Source organism: Pseudomonas sp. D3-10 (assembly GCF_051132175.1).
Classification (GTDB): domain Bacteria; phylum Pseudomonadota; class Gammaproteobacteria; order Pseudomonadales; family Pseudomonadaceae; genus Aquipseudomonas.
In genome coordinates this window covers 2,569,933-2,591,880 of the sequence record NZ_CP071668.1, presented here as the reverse complement: position 1 = coordinate 2,591,880, position 21,948 = coordinate 2,569,933, and the positions used below count along the sequence as shown (strand labels likewise).

The 21,948-nt window shown below is 62.5% G+C and carries 8 protein-coding genes; 1 reads left to right on the top strand and 7 read right to left on the bottom strand.

Annotated elements, in window-relative coordinates:
* Nucleotides 1–7 precede the first annotated feature (7 nt).
* The 7 genes from J3P90_RS11850 to J3P90_RS11820 form a co-directional block, all read right to left on the bottom strand.
* The gene (locus J3P90_RS11850; protein WP_434676429.1) at nucleotides 8–9,472 is read right to left on the bottom strand and encodes an amino acid adenylation domain-containing protein; all 9,465 of its coding nucleotides are present in this window, start codon (nucleotides 9,470–9,472) and stop codon (nucleotides 8–10) included.
* Nucleotides 9,473–9,513: 41 nt separating this feature from the next.
* Nucleotides 9,514–14,328, bottom strand: coding sequence for an amino acid adenylation domain-containing protein (locus J3P90_RS11845; RefSeq protein WP_434676428.1), 4,815 nt, complete (start codon nucleotides 14,326–14,328; stop codon nucleotides 9,514–9,516).
* A gap of 70 nt (nucleotides 14,329–14,398) precedes the next feature.
* Entirely contained in the window at nucleotides 14,399–15,352 is a 954-nt protein-coding gene (locus tag J3P90_RS11840; protein ID WP_434564112.1) for a TauD/TfdA family dioxygenase, read from the bottom strand.
* Nucleotides 15,353–15,509: 157 nt separating this feature from the next.
* Entirely contained in the window at nucleotides 15,510–16,439 is a 930-nt protein-coding gene (locus tag J3P90_RS11835; RefSeq protein WP_434559177.1) for an iron-siderophore ABC transporter substrate-binding protein, read from the bottom strand.
* 63 nt (nucleotides 16,440–16,502) lie between these two features.
* Nucleotides 16,503–17,552 carry a FecCD family ABC transporter permease gene (locus J3P90_RS11830; RefSeq protein ID WP_434676427.1) on the bottom strand — a complete coding sequence of 350 codons (1,050 nt, stop codon included), beginning with the start codon at nucleotides 17,550–17,552 and terminating at the stop codon, nucleotides 16,503–16,505.
* Complete coding sequence (locus tag J3P90_RS11825) at nucleotides 17,549–18,532, bottom strand: FecCD family ABC transporter permease (protein ID WP_420763716.1); 984 nt, start codon at nucleotides 18,530–18,532, stop codon at nucleotides 17,549–17,551. The genes J3P90_RS11830 and J3P90_RS11825 overlap by 4 nt, the downstream gene beginning before the upstream one ends.
* A complete protein-coding gene (locus J3P90_RS11820) occupies nucleotides 18,529–19,332 on the bottom strand; it encodes an ABC transporter ATP-binding protein (RefSeq protein ID WP_420763715.1) in 804 nt (267 codons plus the stop codon). Before J3P90_RS11820 ends, J3P90_RS11825 begins: the two co-directional genes overlap by 4 nt.
* A 289-nt stretch (nucleotides 19,333–19,621) precedes the next feature.
* Between J3P90_RS11820 and J3P90_RS11815 the strand changes: the two genes are divergently transcribed.
* Nucleotides 19,622–21,847, top strand: a complete 2,226-nt coding sequence (locus J3P90_RS11815) for a TonB-dependent siderophore receptor (RefSeq protein WP_434676426.1) — start codon at nucleotides 19,622–19,624, stop codon at nucleotides 21,845–21,847.
* The last annotated feature ends 101 nt before the right edge of the window (nucleotides 21,848–21,948 follow it).

The window sequence follows — 21,948 nt, the reverse complement described above, 5'->3', positions numbered from 1 at the left end:
CTCATCCTTACATTTCCATCTCGGCCAACAGGCGCTGCATTTCGTCCAGGGCTTCGTCGGTCGAAGGCCCCTGGGGTTTTTCAATCTGCTCGGCGAGCGCGGCGATTGTGGGGTTCTGGAACAGGCTGCGCAGTTCGAGCTTGACGCCAAAACGGCTCTCGACCTGAGTCATCAAACGCATGGCCAACAACGAATGTCCGCCCAGCTCGAAGAAGCTGCTGAACACGCCAACCTGCGGCAACGCCAGCAGGTCCTGCCAGATGCCCGCCAACTGCCGCTCCAGCTCGCTGCGCGGCGCCACTCCCTGGATCGCCACAGGCTGTGGTGCCGGCAAGGCCTTGCGGTCGATCTTTCCATTGGCGTTGAGGGCCAGACGTGGCTGCTCGATGAAGCCAGCCGGGATCATGTAGCCCGGGAGCACGCCTTCCAGATACCGACGCAACGCCGCCTGATCGACCGGGCTCGGTGTCTGTAGCCAGGCAAACAGGCTCTGGCTGCACGGATCGATCATCACCACCGCTTCTTCCACGCCTGGGTAACGGCGCAGCAGCGATTCGATTTCACCGGGCTCGATACGGAAACCGCGCACCTTGACCTGAAAATCGCCGCGACCTACATAGGCCAGCCGCCCGTCGTTGCGGCGGCGTACCAAGTCGCCGGTGCGGTACATGCGGCTACCGGGTTCGCCTGCATAGGGATCCGGCAAATACGCCGCCGCCGTGGTGGCCGGCGCATGCTGATACCCTCGCGTGACGCCGGAGCCGGCGATATACAGCTCACCCGTCGCGCCGAGCGGCACCGGGCGGAGCATGTCGTCGAGCACGTAGCAGAGCGTGTTGAGCAACGGCGCGCCGATGTCGGCGACGCCGGACGGCACCTCCTGCAACGCCTGGGTGGTCGACCAGACGGTGGTTTCCGTCGGGCCGTAGGCGTTGATCAGCGCCACGCCACGACCGCGCAGTTCGTTCACCAGCTCACCGGGCACCGCCTCGCCACCGATCAGGCCACGCAGCGGCGGCCAATCGGCCTGGCCGGTTTCCAGCAGGATCTGCCATCCAGCGGGGGTAGCCTGGAATACCGTCGCCCGGCGCAGCAGCGCGAACAGTTGATGCCCGTCGATCACCTGCTCGCGGCGCGCCAGCAGGATGGCCGCGCCGTTGACCAGCGGCAGGAACAGCTCCGGCTTGCACATATCGAACGCGTACGTGGTGCTGGCGAGCCAAACATCCTCGGCGCCAAGCGGCAGCAAGCGATCGAGGCCTGCCAGCAGATTGCTCAGGTTACCGCGGCTGACCTGCACGCCTTTCGGTGTGCCGGTGGAGCCCGAGGTATAGATCACGTAGGCGCGCTGCTGTGGATCGATCGGCAATGCAAGGTTGGCGTCGCTGCAATTGTCCAGCGCCAACCCGTCGAGCAGGAAGTGGTTGACGCCGCCCAAGGCCCCGGCGCAAAGGCTTTCAGTAAGCACCATGGCCGCACGCGCATGCCGGATGATTAAGCCCAGGCGCTCGCCCGGCTGCTGCGGATCCAGTGGCAGGTACGCCGCACCGGCCTTGTGGACCGCCAACAGGGTTGGCAGCAGCCATGGACCGCGAGTCAGACAGACCGCAACCAGGTCATCCGTGCCGACACCTTGCGCGCGCAGCCACTGGGCCAGGCGATTGCTGATGGCGTTGAGTTGCGCATAGGTCAGTTGCTGGTCCTGGCAATCCACCGCCAGCGCTTCAGGTGTCAGGACGACCTGCTGTTCGAAACGGGCGATGACGTCCACCACTGGCGTCGAGGATTGCGCCGGACGGTTCCAAGGACGCTGGGCCAAGGCATGGTCGGCATTGGCCAGGTCGATGTCCCAGAGGCGCACTTCGGGTTGTTCCAACATGCCTTCGAGCAGGTAGCGGAACTCATCGGCATAACGTTGCGCGGTGTGCGCCAGGAACAGGTCGGTGTTGTATTCCAGCACGCATTGCCACTCCTCGCCCTGCTGCTCGATGTGCAGACCGATGTCCACCAGGGCACTGTCGCTTTCAACGTTGAGTCGCTGTACGGGCAAGCCGGCGAAGTGCTGCTCGGTCGTTGCGGTGGGATCGCGTTGGATCAGGTTGAACAACGCCTGGAACAGCGGCGTGTGGCTGAGATCGCGGCGTACTTGCAGGGCTTCCACCAGGCGCTCGAAAGGCACGTCGGCGTGCTGTTGCGCCGCCAGGTGCGTGGTTTGTAACTGCTGCCAGAACTGTTCGACCGATTGTTGCGGATCGAGATGGCTGCGCAGGACCTGGGTGGTGGCGAAATAGCCGATCAGGTTGTCGGTATGAGCCTGATGGCGATGGGCGACCGGCAAGCCAATCCAGATTTCACGTTGGCCCGAGTGCCTGGCCAGCAAGGTTTTCCAGGCGGCCAGCAACGGTGCAAAAGCGGTCAGGCCATGGCGTTGCGCCGTCTCGCGCAGGTGCTTGACCAGCCTAGCCGACAGGTTGAAGCGCAGACGCTGGCCCTTGTAGCCCTGCTCGGCGGGCCGAGGCATGTCGGTCGGCAGGTTCAGCACCGGCGGCTCGCCCGCCAGGGTACGGCGCCAATAGTCAAGTTGCGACTCGATCTGCGCCTGCCCCGCCGGGCTCTGCCAACTGGCCGCGATGTCGGAAAACTGCAACGGCAACGCTGGCAGACAAGCGTCACGCCTTTCCAGCAAAGCCTGGTAGATCACTTGCAGTTCATTGAAGAGAATCTCCAGCGAACGCGCGTCAGCGATGATGTGATGCAAGGTCACCTGCAGAACGCTGCGATCCTGGCCCTGGTACACACGCACCCGCCACAGCGGCGGCGCTGTGAGATCGAATGAATGCTGCGCCTCCTGGCTGAGCTTCTGGGCGAAGCCGCTCGAATGCTCATCGACTTCCAGCGGTTCGAAGCTCAGCGGCACCGCCACAAGGTCTTCGATATGCTGGCGTGCGCCGTCGGCGGTGTCGCTGAACACCGTCCGCAGACTGTGTTGGCGAGCCTCCAGTTGCGCCAGCGCCTGCTCCAGCAAATCGGGTTGTAGGATGCCATCCAGGCGCAGCGCCAAGGACAGATGGTAGGCCTGGGTATCGCCCTGTAAACGGTCAAGGAACCACAAGCGTTGCTGAGTGAAATGCAACGGCGCCAAGGGTTCTGCGAACGGGCGCAGGATGCGATCAGCCTCGGTGCTTGCCTGGGCCAAAATGGCGGCCAAGTCCCGTAGCACCGGTTGTTCGAACACGCTGCGCAATGGCAGGCGGCGGCCATGCTGTTCGGCGATTCGCGCCACCAGCCGCGCCGCCAACAGCGAGTGTCCGCCGAGGGCAAAGAAGTTGTCGTCGGCGCCAATGTCGGTGCATTCCAGCAGCTCTTCCCAGAGGCCGGCCAGGGTTTGTTCCCAGTCGCTCGACAGCGCGCCCTGCTGGCCGTCACGCTGTTGCGGCGCCGGCAAGGCCTTGCGGTCGACTTTGCCGCTGGGGCTCAACGGCAAGGTGTCGAGGCGAACGAACTGGCCGGGCAACATGTAGTCCGGCAATTGGGCGCCGAGGCTGGCGCGCAGAGTCGTTTCGTCCAGCGCATCGCCAGCGTAGTAGCCCACCAGCCGCGCCGCGTCACCGCTGCCCAGCAGCACCACGGCCGCCTCGCGGACCCCGGGGACGCGGGACAACAGCGCTTCGATTTCCCCCAATTCGATACGGAAACCCCGCAGCTTGACCTGGAAATCCAGGCGCCCGAGGTAATCCAGGCTGCCGTTGCCATTGCGTCGGACCCGGTCGCCGGTGCGGTACATGCGCGCGCCAGCCACGAAAGGGTCCGGCAGGAACGCGGCGGCGGTCAGGCGCGCGGCAGCGAAATAGCCGCGACCCAAGTTGGCCCCCGCGAGGTACAGCTCACCTGGCACGCCGGCAGCCACCGGTTGCAAGTCAGCGTCGAGCACGTATGCGGCGGTGTTCGCCACCGGTTGCCCGATCGGCACCTCGACCGCGCTTTCTTCGCCACCGCGCACTTCGAAGGTGCTGTAGACGGTCGCTTCAGTCGGCCCGTAGCCGTTGATGACCTTGGCACCCCTGCCCTCGATGGCTTCGGCCAACGCGCACGGCAAGGCTTCGCCACCGGAGATGGCACGCACGCCCCGCCAGCTGCGGGAGGTATGCGTCACGAGCATTCGCCAGGTGGCCGGCGTGGCCTGCATGACGGTGGGTTGTCCGCCTATCAGCAACTGATCGATCGCTTGCGGGTCCCGCGCCTGCTCTCGATCGGCCAGCAGGATGCTGGCGCCATGGGCCAAGGGCAGGAGCAACTCGACAATGGCAATGTCAAAGGTCGCGGTGGTCAAGGCCAGGACCCGGTCCCGGGCCGTCATTGGCAGGACCTGCTCGACGGCCAGCATCAGGTTCATCAGGTTGCCACGGCTGATCGCCACCCCTTTGGGCTGGCCGGTGGAACCCGAGGTGTACAGCACGTAGGCGAGTTGACCGGGGTTGCAGTCCACAGGCTTGCGCGTACCGGTCGCCCCACTGGCGTCGATGTCCAGCAGCGGCAGGCCGGGGTTCCACTGCGCCAACACGCCGAGGCTCGCGGCGGTGCCCAGGCACAACGTGGGCTGCGCCGCCTGGAGAATGTAGCGGCCGCGCTCCGGCGGCGTGTCCTCGGCCAACGGCACATACGCCGCCCCGGCCTTGAGGACCGCCAGCATGGCCATGGGCAGGCGAGCGTCGCGCGGCAGGCTCAACGCTACGCGGTCTTCGACACCGACACCCTGGACCTGCAACCTCGTTGCGAGTGCCTCGGCGGCTTGGTCCAATTCGGCGTAGGTCATTTGTTGATTGCCTGCCACGACGGCAATCGCCTCGGGCTGGCGCGCAACCTGAAGCGCGAAGGCGTCAAGGATGTCTTGCTGACCGGCCAGGGCGCGGCCATCGATCCGCGCCAGGGCCCGTTCAGCGGGCTGCCATGTCAACTCACCCAGCGGCCGCCCGGCCTGTTGGATCACCGCATCGAGCAAGGCCAGGTACTGCTCGGCCATGCCTCGCACGGTCTGCTCGCGGAACAGGTCGCTGCTGTATTGCAAACTCAGGTTAATCCCGTGTTCGCTGTCGCGCACGTCCAGGTGCAGATCGCACAAGGCGCTCTCCGGGCGGTTGTCCAGCGGCTCGGCGATGACGTCAGTGAGTTCGAAACGCTCCAGAGCGTTGCCCGGGAAGTAATTGAACATGACCTGGAACAGCGGGTTGTAGCTCACCTGCCGGACCACTCCCAACTGTTCGATCAAGTAATCGAACGGCAAGTCCTGGTGGGACTGGACCGAAACCGACAATGCCTGCAATTCGCTCATCAGTTGCAGCGGGCTGCGCTCGCCGGAGATTTTCTTGCGGTACACCAATGTGTTGACGAAGCAACCCACCAGCGGCTGCAACGCCGCATGGTGCCGGTTGGCCGCCGGTACACCGACCAGGATGTCGTTTTCTCCGCTGCGACTGCGCAACAGCAGTTGGAAAGCGGTCAGCATCGGGATGAAGTTGCTCCAGCCATGGCGAGCGCTGAAGGTCCTGAGCCGCGCCGCCAGGTCGTCGGGCAAGCGACGCTCGACACGTCCACCGGCCTGGCTCGCCTGGGCGGGACGAGGGAAATCGGCCGCCAGGTCGAGCACCGGCAGCTCGCCGGCCAGTTGCTCGCGCCAGTAGGCCAGCTCTTGCTCGCACGCCTTGCTGCCCATCCACTGGCGTTGCCACACGGCGTAGTCGGCGTATTGCATTGCCGGGGCGGGCCGTGGGGTCGCGACGCCCTTGCGACGATTGCGGTACTGCTCGCAGAGGCCGTCGATGATCAGTTGCAAGGACCAGCCATCGGCAATGATGTGGTGGCAATTCAACGACAGGACAAACGCCTCCGGCGCCAGGCGATACAGCCTGGCGCGCAACAGCGGCGCCGCGTCGAGGGCGAACGGTGTCATGGCGTCCAGGCGTAGCCGTTCGTGCAGCGCGTCTTCGCTCGCCACATCGATGACTGGCAACTCAATTTCGCTGTGCGCCAGGACAACCTGGCTCGGCCCTTGGGCCGCGCCGATGAACCCGGTGCGCAGCACCTCGTGCTGGTCGAGGACCGCTTGCAACGCCGCGTGCAGGTCAGCGACGTACAGCTCGCCAGTCAGGCGCACGGCGCCGGCCAGGTTGTACGCCGGGCTGTCGGGGTCGAGTTGTTGCAGGAACCACAACCGTTGCTGGGCAAACGAGAGCGGCAGCGTTTCCGGGCGCGGCAGCAAGGTCGGCGACGGCTTTACCGCGCCGGCCTGGTTCTCCAGCCAATCCGCCATGGCGGTAATGGTCGGACGCTCGAAGACCACGCGCAACGGCAAATCCTTGCCGCTGAGCTTACCGATCAGGCCGATCAACTGGGTCGCCAGCAGCGAATGGCCGCCCAGCTCGAAGAAGTTGTCCTCGACACCCACCTGGTCCAGGCCGAGCACGCTTTGCCAGGCTTGCACCAACTGGCCTTGCAACTCGCTGCTCGGCGCCACATAGCGGGCCTGGCTTTGCGCGGCAAAATCCGGGGAGGGCAACGACTTGCGGTCGATCTTGCCGTTGCCGTTGAGCGGGAAACGCTCCAGGAATACGAATGCGCTCGGGATCATGTAGGCCGGGAGATTGCCCAGTACATGCTCGCGCAACATCTCGATGCTGCAGGCGTCATTGGCCACGACGTAAGCCACCAGTACCTTGGCGCGTTGCTGGTCGTCACGGGCCACGACCACGGCTTCGCGCACGCCGGGGTAATGGGTCAGGCATGCCTCGATCTCGTCCAGCTCGATGCGGTGGCCGCGAATCTTGACTTGATGGTCGGTGCGTCCGACGTATTCCAGGTCGCCGTTGGGCAGGAAGCGCGCCAGGTCACCGGTGCGGTACAGGCGTGAACCGTCGTTGGCGATCGGGTCCGGCAGGAACACCGCCGCCGTACGCGCAGGGTCGGCCATGTAACCGCGCCCGACGCCGACACCGGCAACGAAGATCTCCCCGACCGCGCCGACCGGTATCGGCTGCAGATCGGCGTTGAGCAGGTACAAGCGATTGTTCAGCGTGGCGCGGCCGATCGGTACGTTGATGCGCTGTTCCGGCAGGCGCTCGAGCAGCGGATGAAAGGCCACGTCATCGGAGCACTCAGCCGGCCCGTAGGCATTCATCAGCGGGATCGCCGGGTAGCGCTCGAACCAGCGACACGCCAAGGCCGGCGGCAAGGCCTCGCCCGTGGCAAGCACCCAGCGCAGGGGGGACGTTTGCAATCCAGCGTCCAGCAGGCTTTGCATCAAGGACGGCACCGCTTCGAGGATGCTGATGCCGTGCCGCCCGATGGCCGAGGCCAATGCCTCGGGGTCCTGCACCACGCAGTCGCCGAGGATCACGGTGCGGGCTCCGAGCACCAGGCCGGCGAGGGTCTGCCAGACTGAGATGTCAAAGCACTGCGGCGCGGTCTGGGCAATCACATCGTTCGCATCGAGCCCCAGCCCCGGCAATTTACCGAGAATATTATTGAGCATGCCCGCCTGCGCCACCATCGCGCCCTTCGGCGTGCCAGTGGAGCCAGAAGTGAAGATGCAGTATGCCAATGATGTGCCGTGCACCGTGATGTCGAGGTTATCGTCGCTATAGCTGCCCAGCACCGAAGGGTCGTAGCGAACGGCCTTGGGTCGGTGCATGAGCAGGTCGAGGGCCTGCATCGCCAGCTCGCCCTGCCCTGCGCTATGGATCAGCAACGGCGTGCGGCTCTGGCGCAGCACTTGGGCCAGGCGCTGCGCCGGGTTGCGCGGATCGAGCGGCAGCCAACCGGCACCGGCCTTCAGCGTGGCGACAATCATCACCACCAGATCCAGGCCCCGCTCGTCGAACACCGCGATCAGGTCGTCGCTGCCCACACCCTGGGCGCGCAAGTGCCGAGCCAGTCGGTTAGCGGCGCGGTTCAGCTGATCGAACGTCAGGCTTTGCTCGCCATGGACAACGGCGACACGCTCTGGCGTCTGGCGCACCTGTTGCTGGAATCGCTCAATGTATAAGGGTTGCAGCAGTTGCTCGTCCGCCGCCAGGCCACCGCCGGCCCAAACCTCGTGCTGGTGAGTGACTTCGCTTTCATCCAGCATCGCCAAATGATGCAAGGGCGTGCCGGCGTCTGCGCCGAGGGCATCGCCCATGTTCAACAGCAAGGTGCGGAAATGCCGCAGCATCTGCTCGATTTCTTCGCGCAGGAACCAGTCGGTTTGATAGGTCAACTGCAGGTGCAGGCGCTCGCCCGGCACGATTACCACAGTGACCGGGTAGTTGGTGTGGGTGCGGTTGGCCATGTCGCTGATCAGGTAATCCAACTGGCCCTGGCGCAAGTCGGCGGCAATGGGCGCGTTCTCGAACACGAACAGGCTCTGGAACAAGTCCTGTCGCTGAACGTCGCTCCAGCGCTGGATGTCGGCCAGGGAAACACTTTCGTGTTCGCGCAGGCTCAGGTTTTCGGTCTGCAAGGCTTTCAGCCACGGGCCGAGCTTATCCTCCGGACCACAGCTCCAGCGCAGCGGCAAGCTATTGATGAACAGGCCGACGATGCTTTCCATGCCTTGCAGGTGCACCGGGCGGCCAGCGACGGTGATGCCCATTACCAAGTCGCGATCACCACTGTAGCGCCCGAGCAATAGCGCCCAGGCGCCTTGCACCAGGGTGTTGAGGGTCAGGCCGTGCTGCGCCGCGACGTTCTGCAACGCCTGGGTCTGCCCGGGCTCCAGGAGTTCGACACAGTCTTCGACCGGTTCGGCAGCACCTTGGATGCGACCGACATGACCAAAGCCAAACTCGTTGGGCGTATCGAAGCCCGCCAGTCGCTGTTGCCAGAAGGCTTGGTGATCTTCCGGTTTCTGGGTTTCCAGCCACCGGATAAAGTCGCGATACGGGCGCGGTGTCGGCAGGCTCAGTCGGCGCCCTTCCCGGGCGGCGCGGTAGCCGTTGAGGAAGTCCATCATGATGATCGAGAAGCACCAGGCATCCATGAGGATGTGGTGGTAGCTGCGCACGAACTGGTAGGTGTCGGGCGCCAGTTTGTACAGCCTGACCCGCATCAGTGGCGCCTTGGTGAAGTCCAGGCCTTCGGCACGCTCCGCGCTGAGCAATTGCTCGAGGCGGTCCTGCTGCTCGCCTTCGCTCAGATGCGACCAATCTTCATAGGTGATCGGTAATTCGACCTGCTTGTGCACCACCTGCATCGGGCGTTTCTGCTGCTTCCAGACGAACGATGTGCGCAGCAGTTCATGGCGCTCCACCACCTGCGCCCAGGCCTGGCGGAAGGCCGCGAGGTCCAGGTCCGGCATGACCATGACATGGCGATATTGGAGCAGATACATGCCCTTGCCAGGGTGCATCAGGCTGTGAAACAGCAGTCCTTGCTGCATGGGAGCCAGCGGGTAAATAGCTTCGATATTGCGCGAAACAGCTTTGACCTTGTCGTTCATGCTGACGGTATCCGAACCTGTAATTGGGGGGCGCAGGGGGTTCATTGCTCAAGTTGTTCGAGCAACCCCAAAAATTCATCGTCGGACAGGCCCGAGTCGGCGAAATCCGAAGCCGTGGCGCGGCCCGCCGCAGGGGCCTGACAGTGATCCAGCAAGGTGCTGAGTCGCTGCTGGAATTGCCGCGCCAGTTCGTTCACCAACACCTGATCGTGGACCTGCGGCGCATAACGCCATTCGACGTGTAGCTGGCCTTCATTGACGAGCGCCGTCACGTCCAGCCAATGGGTGCGGCAGGTGCTGTCGGCGCGCATGCCGGGGCACATCGGCCGCGCCAGGCGCCAGAGGCTCGATGCGCCGATCCACTGATCGACACGCCCCAGGTAGTTGAACGTCAGCAGCGTGACGGCACCCAGGCCGTGGGCCGGATCCTGGCGCAGCAGGCCGTAGCCGATGCCTTGTTCGGGGACGCGGCGCAGGGCTTCCTTGGCCGCGATGATCGAGGATTCCAAATCCCAGGAAGTATCGATGGCCAGCGGATATCGGCTGGTGTGCCAACCGATGGAGCGCGACAGCTCGGGGCCTTGCTCCCAGCCACTACGACCGTGGCTTTCCAGCTCCAGGGTGACGCGCTCGCGCCCCTGCCATTGGCCGATGACACCGGCCAACGCGGCCACCAGCAGATCCTGGACCTGAGTGCTGTAGGCCGAGTGACAATCGCCCAACAGCAATTGTGTTTGCTCGACCGACAGTTGCATGTCCAGTGTCCGGCTTTCGCCGTATGTATTGGGCTGTTGAGGAGCGCTATGTTCGGCGGCTACCTGCTCATGCCAGTAGCCAACCTGGGCCAGGACGGCGGGCTCGCGGCGATGCTGCTGCAAGGCCTCGCTCCATGCGTGGAAACCCGCCGACACGGCAGGCAACGCCGCGTTCGGTTGCAAGTAGAGGCTTTCCAATTCCTCCAGCAGCACTTGCCAGGACACGGCATCGACCAGCAAGTGATGCGCCGTGCATAGCAGCTCACGGCTATGGGAGAAATACACCCAGCGGATCAAAGGCGCCTTGCCCAAATCAAAGCCTTGTTGCCAGCGCTGCAACAGCGCTTCGTCCAAGGGTTGGTCTTCGATGTGGAACAACCCGTCGAGCTGGCCCGAGGAAAACGCCTGGTAGCGTTGTTGCCAACCCTGCTCCGACGTTTCAAATATCAGGCGCAAGCTGGCATGACGTTGTAACAGTGCGCCAACAGCCTGGATGAACCGCGCCTGTTCCAATGGTGCGTTCAATGCCAGAAGCAAGGATTGGTTCCAATGCTCGGGCTCGGTTTGCTCCTGGGCGAAAAACCATTGCTGGATCGGCGTCAGGGCGAACGCTGTGACAGGTTCGAGCACGGCCGGCGTAGCGCCCGTCTCCACCGCGCCAAGATCAACCACCTGCTCGGCCCAACCACGCACGGTTGGGAACTCGAAAATCTGCTTGGGCTTGAGCTGCAGCCCGTGCTGCTTGGCCCGGGCGATGATCTGCAAGCTCAGGATCGAGTCTCCCCCGACACTGAAGAAATTGTCATCGACCCTCAGGTCGGGGTTATTGAGAATCTCACGAGCGATATTGAGCAGACGCTGTTCGAGGTTGCGCTGTGGCGTCTGCACCACTCGGGCCAAGGCGCGTACGCTCTGTTCGGCAAACAACTGCTTGGGCGTCATCAGGATATGTTGCTGGCGGGCCAAGGCAATGATCTGCAGGCCGAGGATCGAATCGCCGCCCAAGGCGAAGAAGTTGTCATCGGGGCCGAGGTCGGGGTTGCCGAGCAGCCCGCGCCAGATATCCAGCAACGCGCTTTCAACCGCATTCAGAGGTTCCTCGATGGGAGACGTCGTCTGCGCGGTGGCCGGCGCTTGCCCGGCCAAATGCTGCAATGCCTTGCGATCGACTTTTCCGTTGGGCAACAAGGCAAACCCATCGAGGCAATGCCACTGGGACGGTTGCATATAGTCCGGCAGTTGCGCTTGCAGGGCGGCCTGAATATCAGGCAACGCGGCCAATGGTGCGACCAGGAACGCCACCAAGCGGTTGCCCGTCAGGGGCGATGGGTTGTTCAGCACCTGTACGTCGCCGACCTGCGGCATCGCCCGCAGCCGTGCCGCAACCTCTGCCGGCTCGACCCGATACCCGCGGATCTTGACCTGCTCATCGAGCCGACCGAGAAACTCCATCTGCCCCCGATGATTGAGCCGCACCCGGTCACCGGTGCGATAGCCATGGGCACCGAAGCGGGCGTGGTCTGAATCGTTGGCGCTGAGGTAACCCAGCGCAACCGTTTTGCCCTGCACGCAAAGTTCGCCGCTGACACCGATCGGCAACAGACGGCCCTCGGGCGAACGCACGCTGACCTGGACATTGGGCAGCGGTCGTCCCAGCGGTGCCGCGCCATCGATATCGACCTCATGAGTCAACACCCCGACGGTGGTTTCACTGGGGCCGTAGTGGTTGACGATACGCAGGTCCGGCATCAATGCCCGCAAGCGCGAAACCAGCTCATGGCCCAGGGCTTCGCCACCGGTGACCAGGCATCGGCGCGGCAATAGGCGCTGGGGATCGTTGGCGACCAGCAAGGCGTTGAGGTGTGAAGGCACAATTTTAAGCAGGTCCACGGGATCGCGCTCAAGCACGGCCGCCAGCTCCTCGGCGTCGAATGACAGTTCCTCAGCCAATAGCCGCAGGCGACGGCCGCTGAGCAACGCACCGAACAAGGCCGTGTGCCCCAAGTCGGTGGCGCAGCTGGCGAGACTTGCCAGACTGGCATCGGCGGACAGATCCAGGCGTTCCAGGCACCCGACCACGTAATGGATCAGGTTGCCCTGGCTGACCATCACCCCCTTCGGCCGTCCCGTGGAGCCGGAGGTGTAGACGACGTAGGCCGACCTTTCAGCGGGCAAGGACGCGCGCAACGGCGATTCACCCGACAACGCCTCAGTTGGCAACGACAGCCACCGCACCGTTTCAGGCAGCCACTCGGGACGCTGGCCCTCGCCGACCCAGACCTTGGGCGTGCCATCCTGGCAGATGTCCTGCAAACGCGACTGCGGCCACTGCGGATCGAGGGCCAGGTAGGTGGCGCCGCACTGCCAGGCGGCGAGCATGTGCATCACCAGCTCGCGGCTGCGGGGCAAGCATAAGGCGATGCGTGCGCCCTCCAGATTCGCGCCTGCTTGCAAGCGCTCGCCACGGGCGACCACTGCACGGCCCAATTCGGCATAGCTGAGCGTGCCCTGTTCGTCTTGCAGGGCAATTGACTCGGGCTTTCGAACGCACTGCTGGACGAACGCCTGCCAGGCGTTGCTGACCGGGACCGGCAGGTCCTCGCCACAGAGCAAGGATTGCTGCGCCGGTGCCAGCCAGTCGAGCTGGGCAAACGGTACGTCCGGCTGTTCGATGACCGCGTGGACCAACGCAACGAACTGTTCGCAAAAACGTTGGACTGTTTCGTGGCGGTACAAGGCCTTGCTGTAACGCCACCGGCACAGGAAGCCGTCTTCCTCGTCGATCATGACCATGTTCAGCTCATGGGCCGCGCCACGCTGCTCCGACAGCAGACGGTCGACGTACTGCTCGAACGGCGCGATGCGCTCCTTGTTGAGGGTGAACATGTGCTGAAACAGCGGCGCCCTGCCCATCTGCCGGGGCAGATCCAACTGTTTGACGAGGCGCGAGAACGGATAATGACGGTGCTGCAAGGTTTGTTTGACGTTGGCGTCCACCTGCCTGGCCCAATCGCCGCCGGACAGCTCGCGCTGCAAACGACAGCGGACCGGCAACGGGTTGACCAGGTAGCCCGGCAGATTGACGTGCTCGCGGCGCAGGCGCCAACCGCTGGGAGTGCCCAGCACAAAGTCATCCTGGCCGGACAGCACGCCGAGAAACTGCTGGAACAAAGAGAACCAACAGATATAAGGCGTCACGCCCCATTGACGGGCCACGGCACGAATTCTGGCCGTGGTGGCCCGGTCGAAACGAAACGACAGCTCCCCGCCTTGGAATGCCTGATTGCTGCCGTAGTGAAAATCGGTCGGTAGCTCCAGTGCCGGGGCGCCTTCCAATTGCGCCTGCCACCAGGCCAGCTCCATCGGTTCGGCAGCTTCGCTGCGTATGTGCAATTCGCTGCAATAGTCGCGATAGGCATCTGGATTCACAGCGGGCAATGCTTGCTCGTTGATCAGCGCGAACAGTTCATTGAGCACGATGTAGAACGTGGCCAGGTCAGCGGCGATGTGATGAATTACCAGCAGCACGGTGTGCTCGACTTCATCGGCGTGAACGTTGCTCAACAGGACGACCCGACTGACGTCGCCGGCTTCCAAGTCGAAAGGCTTATCGGCCCACTCGGTGACGCGCTGCTGCAACGCCTGCCTGTCGGCCGCCTGCAGCGCGATGCGCTCCAGCGGCCGGACTCGCTCGCGGTCGCTCCACTGCAACAGGTCGCCATTGCGCTCGGCATAGGCGGTGCACAGCATGGGATAGCGTCGCTGCACCGTTTCCCAGGCGCCTTGCAGGCGTCGGGGCAAGTCGTCGGTGACGAACTGCGCCTTGATGCGCCCTGCGTAAGCGATGTTATAGGCGCAGCTGTCCGGCTCGAGTCGTTGCAAGAACCAGAGCGCCTGCTCGTTATCCGTCAGCGGGCGCGCTTCAAAATAATCGGGGTGCCGGGCCAGCCATTGCAGCACGTCGGCGCCGTGCGCCGTCAGTTCGCTTGCCAGTTCATCGTCCAACGCCCTAGGTGATCCGGGGGTGATGACCAATTGGCCTTCGACTTTCGATAGGCGAATCCCACGCAGCCAGCAGCGATGCATCAAGCGATCGAGCATTTGATGTCCTTCATTTTGCTTGTTCTGAATGAGCCGCCCCATGTGACGGCTGTCTGCAAGAGCGTCTAGCTCAGTTCGCGGAAGCAGGCTCGGCCATGGCGACCACGACCTTTCGCGCGCCCTGGAATGTCGAACGGCCATGGGCCACCAGCATGTTGTCGAGCATCAGCACGTCACCGGCTTGCCAGGGAAAGCTCACCTGGCAGCGCTGCAATACGGCACGGACATGCTCCAGGGCATCAAGCTCGATAGGCGAGCCATCACCGTAGAAAACGTTACGTGGCACGCCCTCTTCGCCGACGATGGAAATCAGCGTCTCGCGCACGGGTGCGGCGAGATTGGAGATATGGAACAGATGCGCCTGGTTGAACCACACCCACTCCCCAGTCACCGGGTGCTGGGCCACGGCCTGGCAGATCTGGCGGGTGGACAGCTCGCCGTCCTCTTTCCACTGGAACTGGATCTGGTTGGCGCGGCAGAAATGTTCGACTTGTGAACGGTCTTCCGTGCTGAACGCCTGTTGCCAGGGCAAGTCGAGGCCGTTGCCATAGTTGCGCACGTACATCAGGCGCTTCTCGGCGAAACGCTGACGTATGGCGGGGTCGAGTTGCTGGTAGACCTTGCGGCTGTCGGCAATGGGGGTTTCACCGCCCACCGCAGAGGCCTGCATGCAGTGGAACCAGATTTTCATTGGCCAGTTAAGCGAGTAGGACTGCTCGTTGTGTAGAGGGATCACTTGGTGGGCCGGGTACTCGGTCGACGTGTAGACCCGGTTGTTGAGCTTGGTGCGCGGCGTTGAGGCGTAGTCGTAGGTCAGCAGTTCATGACCGAAACCGCGGGCAAATGCTTCAAAGTCCGCTTCGCCATTGAACACAAAGCCACGAAACAGGATGCCGCCCGCTCGCGGTAACTGCGCCTCGACTGCTTGCAGGATCTGCGCCCGGCTGTCCTGCCACGCAGCCCCCGCGCCTGGCGCGTGGAAGATAAATGGCAAGGTCTGTTCGTCGCCCGGTACGCCTTCCATGGGTTGAACCTGTGCACGCGCCAAACCAGTTTCCATTTGTGATCCCTCGCCATTCCGATGAGCGTGTTTTTTCGAGAGCACAAACTATTACAAACGAGTAACAACTGCAATAGAGAATCATTGTCATTAATGACGTTTGTATGACAATCGACACAAATCATTTGGCCTGAAGCATGCTCTCCCGCTCAGCGATATGGGACATCAACAGGTAGGCGGAACCCAGCAAGCCCTGCATCGTATCGGCATAGCGGCTGCGGTTCAGGTACAGAAACTGGCGGTTCTTCACCGCAAACAGGTTCTGCCATTGCGGCGACTGGCGAAACGCAGCCGTGCTCGCTTCCGAATCGAGCAGTTCTTCGTATGTGTCGATAATGAAATCACTGTCGAAGTCGCCGATTCGCTCCAGGCTGTAGGGCACGTTCTGGCGCGCTTCGCGATAGGCGGCGACACGGCCCAGGCCGAAATCCTTGATGACGTCATCCATCCCGCCACGGCCGATCAACTGGAAACCATCGGTATAGACCTCGAGCGTCGTGACCGTGATCCGCGAAGGGTCCTTGACCCGCTTCTTGAACTCGCTGACGACCCATTCGTATTCATGGAGCATTTCTTCGTAACGCTGCTGCTTGCCGACCAGCTCGGCGAGCTGCCTGGCGTAGGTCTTGATGTCGCTTTCCCGGGAGGGCAGCAGCACGACCGGTGCGATTTTGCTGAGCTTTTCCTTTAGGTCCGCGTGATAAGACAGGCCGACAATCAGGTCAGGCTTCAGGGCGGCGATGGCTTCCAGGTCAGGAGATTGGTGCGAGCCGATGTATTGAATGCCCGTCACGTCGAAGCGCTCTTGGGCACCGCGAAACAGCACGTCCGAAAACAGCTTCTTCCTGCCTGTCGATCCGCAGGGCTTGATACCCAATTCGAGCAACTGATCGGTCAGGCTGAAATCGTGCAGGGAGACAATGCAGTGGGGTGAAACAGGCACCTCGACACGACCGAAACTGTTCTCGAACACTTTGGTTTCGGCCGCGCCAGCGTGCATCGACATCAATGCAAACGGCACGCAAAGCATGCCAAACAACCTCTTGAACACTTCTCTCATCCCTACCCGCACGCGTTTGCCTCCGATAATTTCAAGATAAGCGCCGCTGTGTTTTCAGCGACTGCGTTGACGCGCCAACAATATGATCAGATAAGGTGCGCCGATAATTGCAACCACCAGCCCCGCCGGTAATTGCAGCGGTGGGAACAGCCCCCTGCCCAGTGTATCCCCCGCCAGTACCAGCAATGCCCCCATCAACGCCGACAAAGGCATCAGCGCACCGTGGCGATCGCCTGCCAGTTGGCGCGCCAGGTGCGGCGCCACCAGCCCGACGAAAGTCATGGTGCCGACGTTCGCCACGGCGGCCGCTGTCAGCATGACACTGCACAGCAATAGGAAAGCCATGACACCCGTGACGTTCAGGCCCCGGCTGAGCGCGACTTTTTCGCCCAACTGCAACAGGTTTAATTGACGGTGAAAAAACAGCAAGGGAACCCCCGCGAGCAACAGCCAGGTGCCGAGGCTGTGAACCTGCGGCCAACCGGCCCGGTGCAAGCTGCCGCCCAGCCACATCAGGGCCGACTCGACCTGGTCGATGTTGCCGTAGGTGATCAGTAAATCGGCTACTGCACTGAGCATCGCGGTGACCCCAACGCCGACGAGGATCAACCGCAGCGGCGAAATCCCCTGGCGCCACGACAGCAGCGCGACGAAGAATGCCACGGCCAACCCGCCCGCCAGTGCCGCCAATGGATAGAGCTCAAGGGGCAACAGCGTGGGCCAGAGCACAATGATCAGCAGCATCGTCACACTGGCTCCCGACTCCACGCCCACCAGCCCCGGCGCCGCCAGCGGATTGCGCGTCAACGACTGCATCAACAGGCCGGCCAGCGACATGGCCATGCCGGCGAGGATCGCCAGGGCCACACGTGGCAGTCGCAATTCCCAAAGCAGATTGCGCGTCGTCGAGTCGACCTGTTCAGGCGCCCACAGCGCTTGCCAGGCCTGGACAACCCCCAACGAATAACTGCCGACAGTCAACGCGTACAACGATAAGGCAACCAATGCGAACATCAGGGCCAGCACCGAAATCACGTCGATGGGCCGGGCCACCCAAGGCAGTAATAGAAGTGCCCTGGGCAAGATCAGCCCAACGCGCGTCATTTGACTTTCCTCAACACCAACGCGACGAAAATCGGCCCGCCGATCAGTGCCGTGACAATCCCGGTGTTCAGCTCAAAGGGCCGCACAACGGTTCGTGCGGCAATGTCCGCCAGGATCAGCAGCAACGCGCCGAGCAGCGGCGCGGCCAGCAATAGCCGTCGATAATCATCGCCAAACAACAGCCGCGCCGCATGGGGCACCACCAACCCGACAAAACCGATCGGTCCCGCCAGCGCCACGGCGCATCCTGACAGCAGCACCACGGAAGCCAGCCCGAACAGGCGCATTTTCAACAAGTTGACGCCCATGCCGGCCGCGGCCTGCGGACCGAGCCGATGGGCGTTCAAGGCCCGGACATTGACCAGGCACAAGACCATGCCCAACACCACATAAGGCCAGACCCATGCCTGCATCGAGCCTCCGGTCACGCCGATCGACCCGGTGAGCCAGCGGCGAAGGCTGTCGAGCCCCTGCTGGTCGAGCAACAGCAGGATTGACGTGATGGCGCTGAACAACGCCGCGATCATCGCGCCGGACAAGGTCAGTCGAATCGGGTTATGGCCCCTGCCCGCCAGCAGCAGCACACCAATGGCTGCCACCAGGGCACCGCTGAAAGCAAACAATGGGATCATCGACAGGTCGTGGCCGGGCAGCACCAGCAAGCCGAACACCACGAACAATGCCGCGCCGCTGTTGATGCCGAGAATGCCGGGGTCGGCCAGGGGGTTGTCACCTACCGCCTGCATGATCACTCCCGCCAGGCCAAGGCTGGCGCCCACCAGCATGGCAACCAGCAAGCGTGGCAGGCGGCTGCCACGGATGACGCTCTGATCGGCGTTGTCCGGTGCATAAGCCACCAGTGCCTGCCAGGCCTCGTTCCAAGGGATGCTCTTGGCGCCAACCGCCAGGTGCAGCAGCGCGGCCAAGGCGATGGCGACCAGCAGGCCCAGCCACACCGGTATTCGCAAACCGTGACTCACATCGCCTCCCGCACAGCCGATGGCTGGCTACGGGTGGTTTGCGGAACACACAGTGGGTCGCCCGAATAAGGGTCGGTGATGATGTGCGCGTCCAGGTCGAAGACCGCCTTGAGATTCTCACGGGTAAAGACTTCAGCGGGCGCGCCCTGGGCCAGCAAGCGGCCTTCACGCATCATCACCAGGTGATCGGCATAACGCGCGGCCTGGTTGAGATCGTGAAGCACGGCGACGACGGTCTTGCCTTGCTCGCGCAGGTCCACCAGCAGTTCGAGCAAGGTGATCTGATGAGCGATATCGAGAAACGTCGTGGGCTCGTCCAACAGGATCACTGGGGTGTCCTGGGCCAAGGTCATGGCAATCCAGCAGCGCTGCAGTTGTCCACCCGACAGGGTGGCCAACGAGCGATCGAGCAACGGTGCGATGCCCGCCAGTTCGATGGCACGGTCGATTGCCTGCTGATCCTGTTCGGACCATTGCCGCCACCAGCTCTGCCAGGGGAAACGTCCCTGCATCACAAGCTCTCGCACGCTCATGCCGGCCGGTGACGTAGTGCGCTGGGGCAACAACGCCATGCGCTGCGCCAGCGCCCGGCGCGAATACTGCCCCAGAGCCTTGCCGGACAGGTGCACCTCACCCGCGCTTGGGCGCAGCATATGTGCCAGCACATTCAAGAGTGTGGTCTTGCCACAGCCGTTGGCCCCGATCAACGCCGTGAAGCAGCCTTCGGGAATGTCCAGGCTGACACCGTTGAGAATCTGTTGCTCGCCATAGCTCAGCCGCACGTTGCTGGCTTTCAGCATGACCGTCCCTCCGCCGCCCAAGAGGGCCTGATCGAATCGTCCATCGTACAGATCCCGCGCATTCGTTTCCCGGTAACAACGCCGGAAAACCCACCGCAGGCTAAAAAGTGCGGCACAGAATATGTCGAAACTAAAATAAATTCCCTACAAGCCTGACAATATTAATGCAAACCCTTATCATTCACAGTCAGATTATGGCCAGTAGACACTAACTTCGCTCGCCTGCCCTGCCGCCGGACCGGGACGATAGGCTTGCGAAGATCAATAACAATCCTCAAGGACTTCCTCGATGCTCGTAAGAAAAACAACAGTTGGCACCGAAAAACGTTACGTCTCGCGTCATCCAGCGTTTCACTTGAGCACTCTGGCCCTGGCTTTGGGGAGCATCTTTTCAGCACAGGCGTTCGCCGCACAAGAAGAGGCTGCAGCCAACGCTCCTCTTCAACTCGGCGAAATCAACATCAATGCCGCCGCCGTGGAAAACCCCACGGCGCCGCTGGCCGGCAAAGTCGCCCTGCGCAACGGCAGTGCCACCAAGTCCAACGCGGCCATCACTGAAACGCCGCAATCGGTGTCCGTGGTCACCGCCGATGAAATGCGCGATCGCAAGTCCGACACCATGGCGGACGCCCTCAGCTACACCCCGGGCTTCACCAGCCAACCGAGTAGCTTCAACCGCACGGCAGATCGGTTCCGCATGCGCGGCTTCGACGTCGAATCCGCCACGGGTGGCTCCCTGCGCGACGGCATGCGTTTGCAGTACAACTCCTACGATGGCGTCCAGGAACCCTATGGCCTGGAACGCGTGGAAGTCGTCCGTGGCGCGGCTTCGGTGCTCTACGGCCAACTGTCGCCTGGCGGCTTCGTCAACGGTGTCAGCAAGCGTCCGACCGAAACCCCATTGCATGAGTTGGGGCTGCAATATGGCAACCATGATCGCAAGCAACTGACCGCCGACTTCAGCGGCCCGCTCGGTGACAGCGAGGTCCTCAGCTACCGCCTGACCATGCTCAAGCGCGACAGCGACACCCAGCAGGATTACGTCAACGACGACAAGCTCTACATCGCCCCGGCCCTGACCTGGCGCCCTGATGAAGACACGTCCCTGACCCTGCTCTCGTTCTATCAGAAGAGCGACACGCGCTTCTCCGCTCCGCTGCCCTATCAATTGGTCAAAGGCGTAGGCAACGGCCCCTTCACCATCGGCCGCCACGATTTCATCGGCGAACCCGACTACGACGACATGAACGGCGAGATGTCCGCCATCGGTTATGAGTTCGAACACCGGTTTGATGAACACACCCGTATCAGCAACAAGTTGCGTTACTACGAAGCGGATGTGAAGTGGAAATACATGCAGATTCGGACAGGGAATCCAGTCAATACAGCAGCCGCCACGGGCGTTTTGGGTCGTCAGTACAGTGATCGGCGGGAGCGCTCCCGGGCGTTGGCCAGCGACACCAACATCGAGACGCGTTGGAACATTGGCGGGATTGAAAACACCTTCCTGGTGGGTGCCGATACCTACGATGCCTCATATGATTCGCATAACTTCCGAGACAGGCCCCCGTTCCTGGGAAGCCCGTCTATTGATATTGGCGACTACAACTACGGACAGCCGGTGATAGTGGACAAGAGCCGGAGCCGCGACCGTGGTTCGCAGATCGATACCTTCCAGACAGGTATCTACCTGCAAGACCAGATCAAGTTCGACGATCATTGGCTATTGCTGCTCGGTGGTCGCCACGATTGGGCAGATCAGGATCAGGAAGGCTTCGCCACCGGCGAGAAGCTGAGCCAGGACGACGAATCCACCACTTGGCGCGCGGGCCTGGTGTACCAGGCCGATAACGGCCTGGCTCCTTATATCAGCTACAGCGAATCGTTCTTCCCGGTCGCAGTGGCTGAAGCAACGGACCAGACCTTCGATCCTACCGAAGGCAAGCAGTACGAAGTCGGCATCCGCTACCAACCCCCTGGCAGCAATATATTGCTCAGCGCAGCGGTCTATGAGCTAACACAGCAAAATGTCGTGAAACGCGACCAGGCTGGCGGCAATCCCCAGCAGATTGGCGAACAGCGTTCTCGAGGTTTGGAATTGGAAGCCAAGGCAGACGTCACACCTCAACTGACGGTTATCGCGTCGTACGCCTACACCGATGCGCGTATCACCAAAAGCCAGATTCAAAGCGAAGTAGGCCAACGCAGCGAGGACACGCCTTACCATCAGGCCGCCTTGTGGGCTGATTACAACTTCGCCCTCTTCGGCGTCCCACAGCTGAAAGTCGGCGGCGGCGCGCGCTACAAGGGAACCACCCAGGCGTCCGGCATCGATTCGCAAATGCCGGCCTACACGCTGTTCGATGCCATGGCGAGCTACCAGATCGACAAGAACTGGGACATATCCCTTAACGCCAACAACGTGACGAATAAAAAATACGTCTATTGTGAAGCGTCCACTTGCCGCTACGGCGACGAGCGTGAATTGGTGACCTCCGTCAACTTCCGCTGGTAAAACCTCTGGCTCGGTCGGCGCCGACAGGCGTCGACCGGACTCATTTCACACCGTACAAACACCTCTCTGCGCCCGTTCGAATTCCCTTCATCGCCCCCATC

Excerpts from the sequence above, each read along its gene's own strand:
- J3P90_RS11850 (WP_434676429.1), bottom strand. The coding sequence starts at position 9,472 with ATGAACGACAAGGTCAAAGCTGTTTCGCGCAATATCGAAGCTATTTAC.
- J3P90_RS11845 (WP_434676428.1), bottom strand. The coding sequence starts at position 14,328 with ATGCTCGATCGCTTGATGCATCGCTGCTGGCTGCGTGGGATTCGCCTA.
- J3P90_RS11840 (WP_434564112.1), bottom strand. The coding sequence starts at position 15,352 with ATGGAAGGCGTACCGGGCGACGAACAGACCTTGCCATTTATCTTCCAC.
- J3P90_RS11830 (WP_434676427.1), bottom strand. The coding sequence starts at position 17,552 with ATGACGCGCGTTGGGCTGATCTTGCCCAGGGCACTTCTATTACTGCCT.
- J3P90_RS11820 (WP_420763715.1), bottom strand. The coding sequence starts at position 19,332 with ATGCTGAAAGCCAGCAACGTGCGGCTGAGCTATGGCGAGCAACAGATT.
- J3P90_RS11815 (WP_434676426.1), top strand. The coding sequence starts at position 19,622 with ATGCTCGTAAGAAAAACAACAGTTGGCACCGAAAAACGTTACGTCTCG.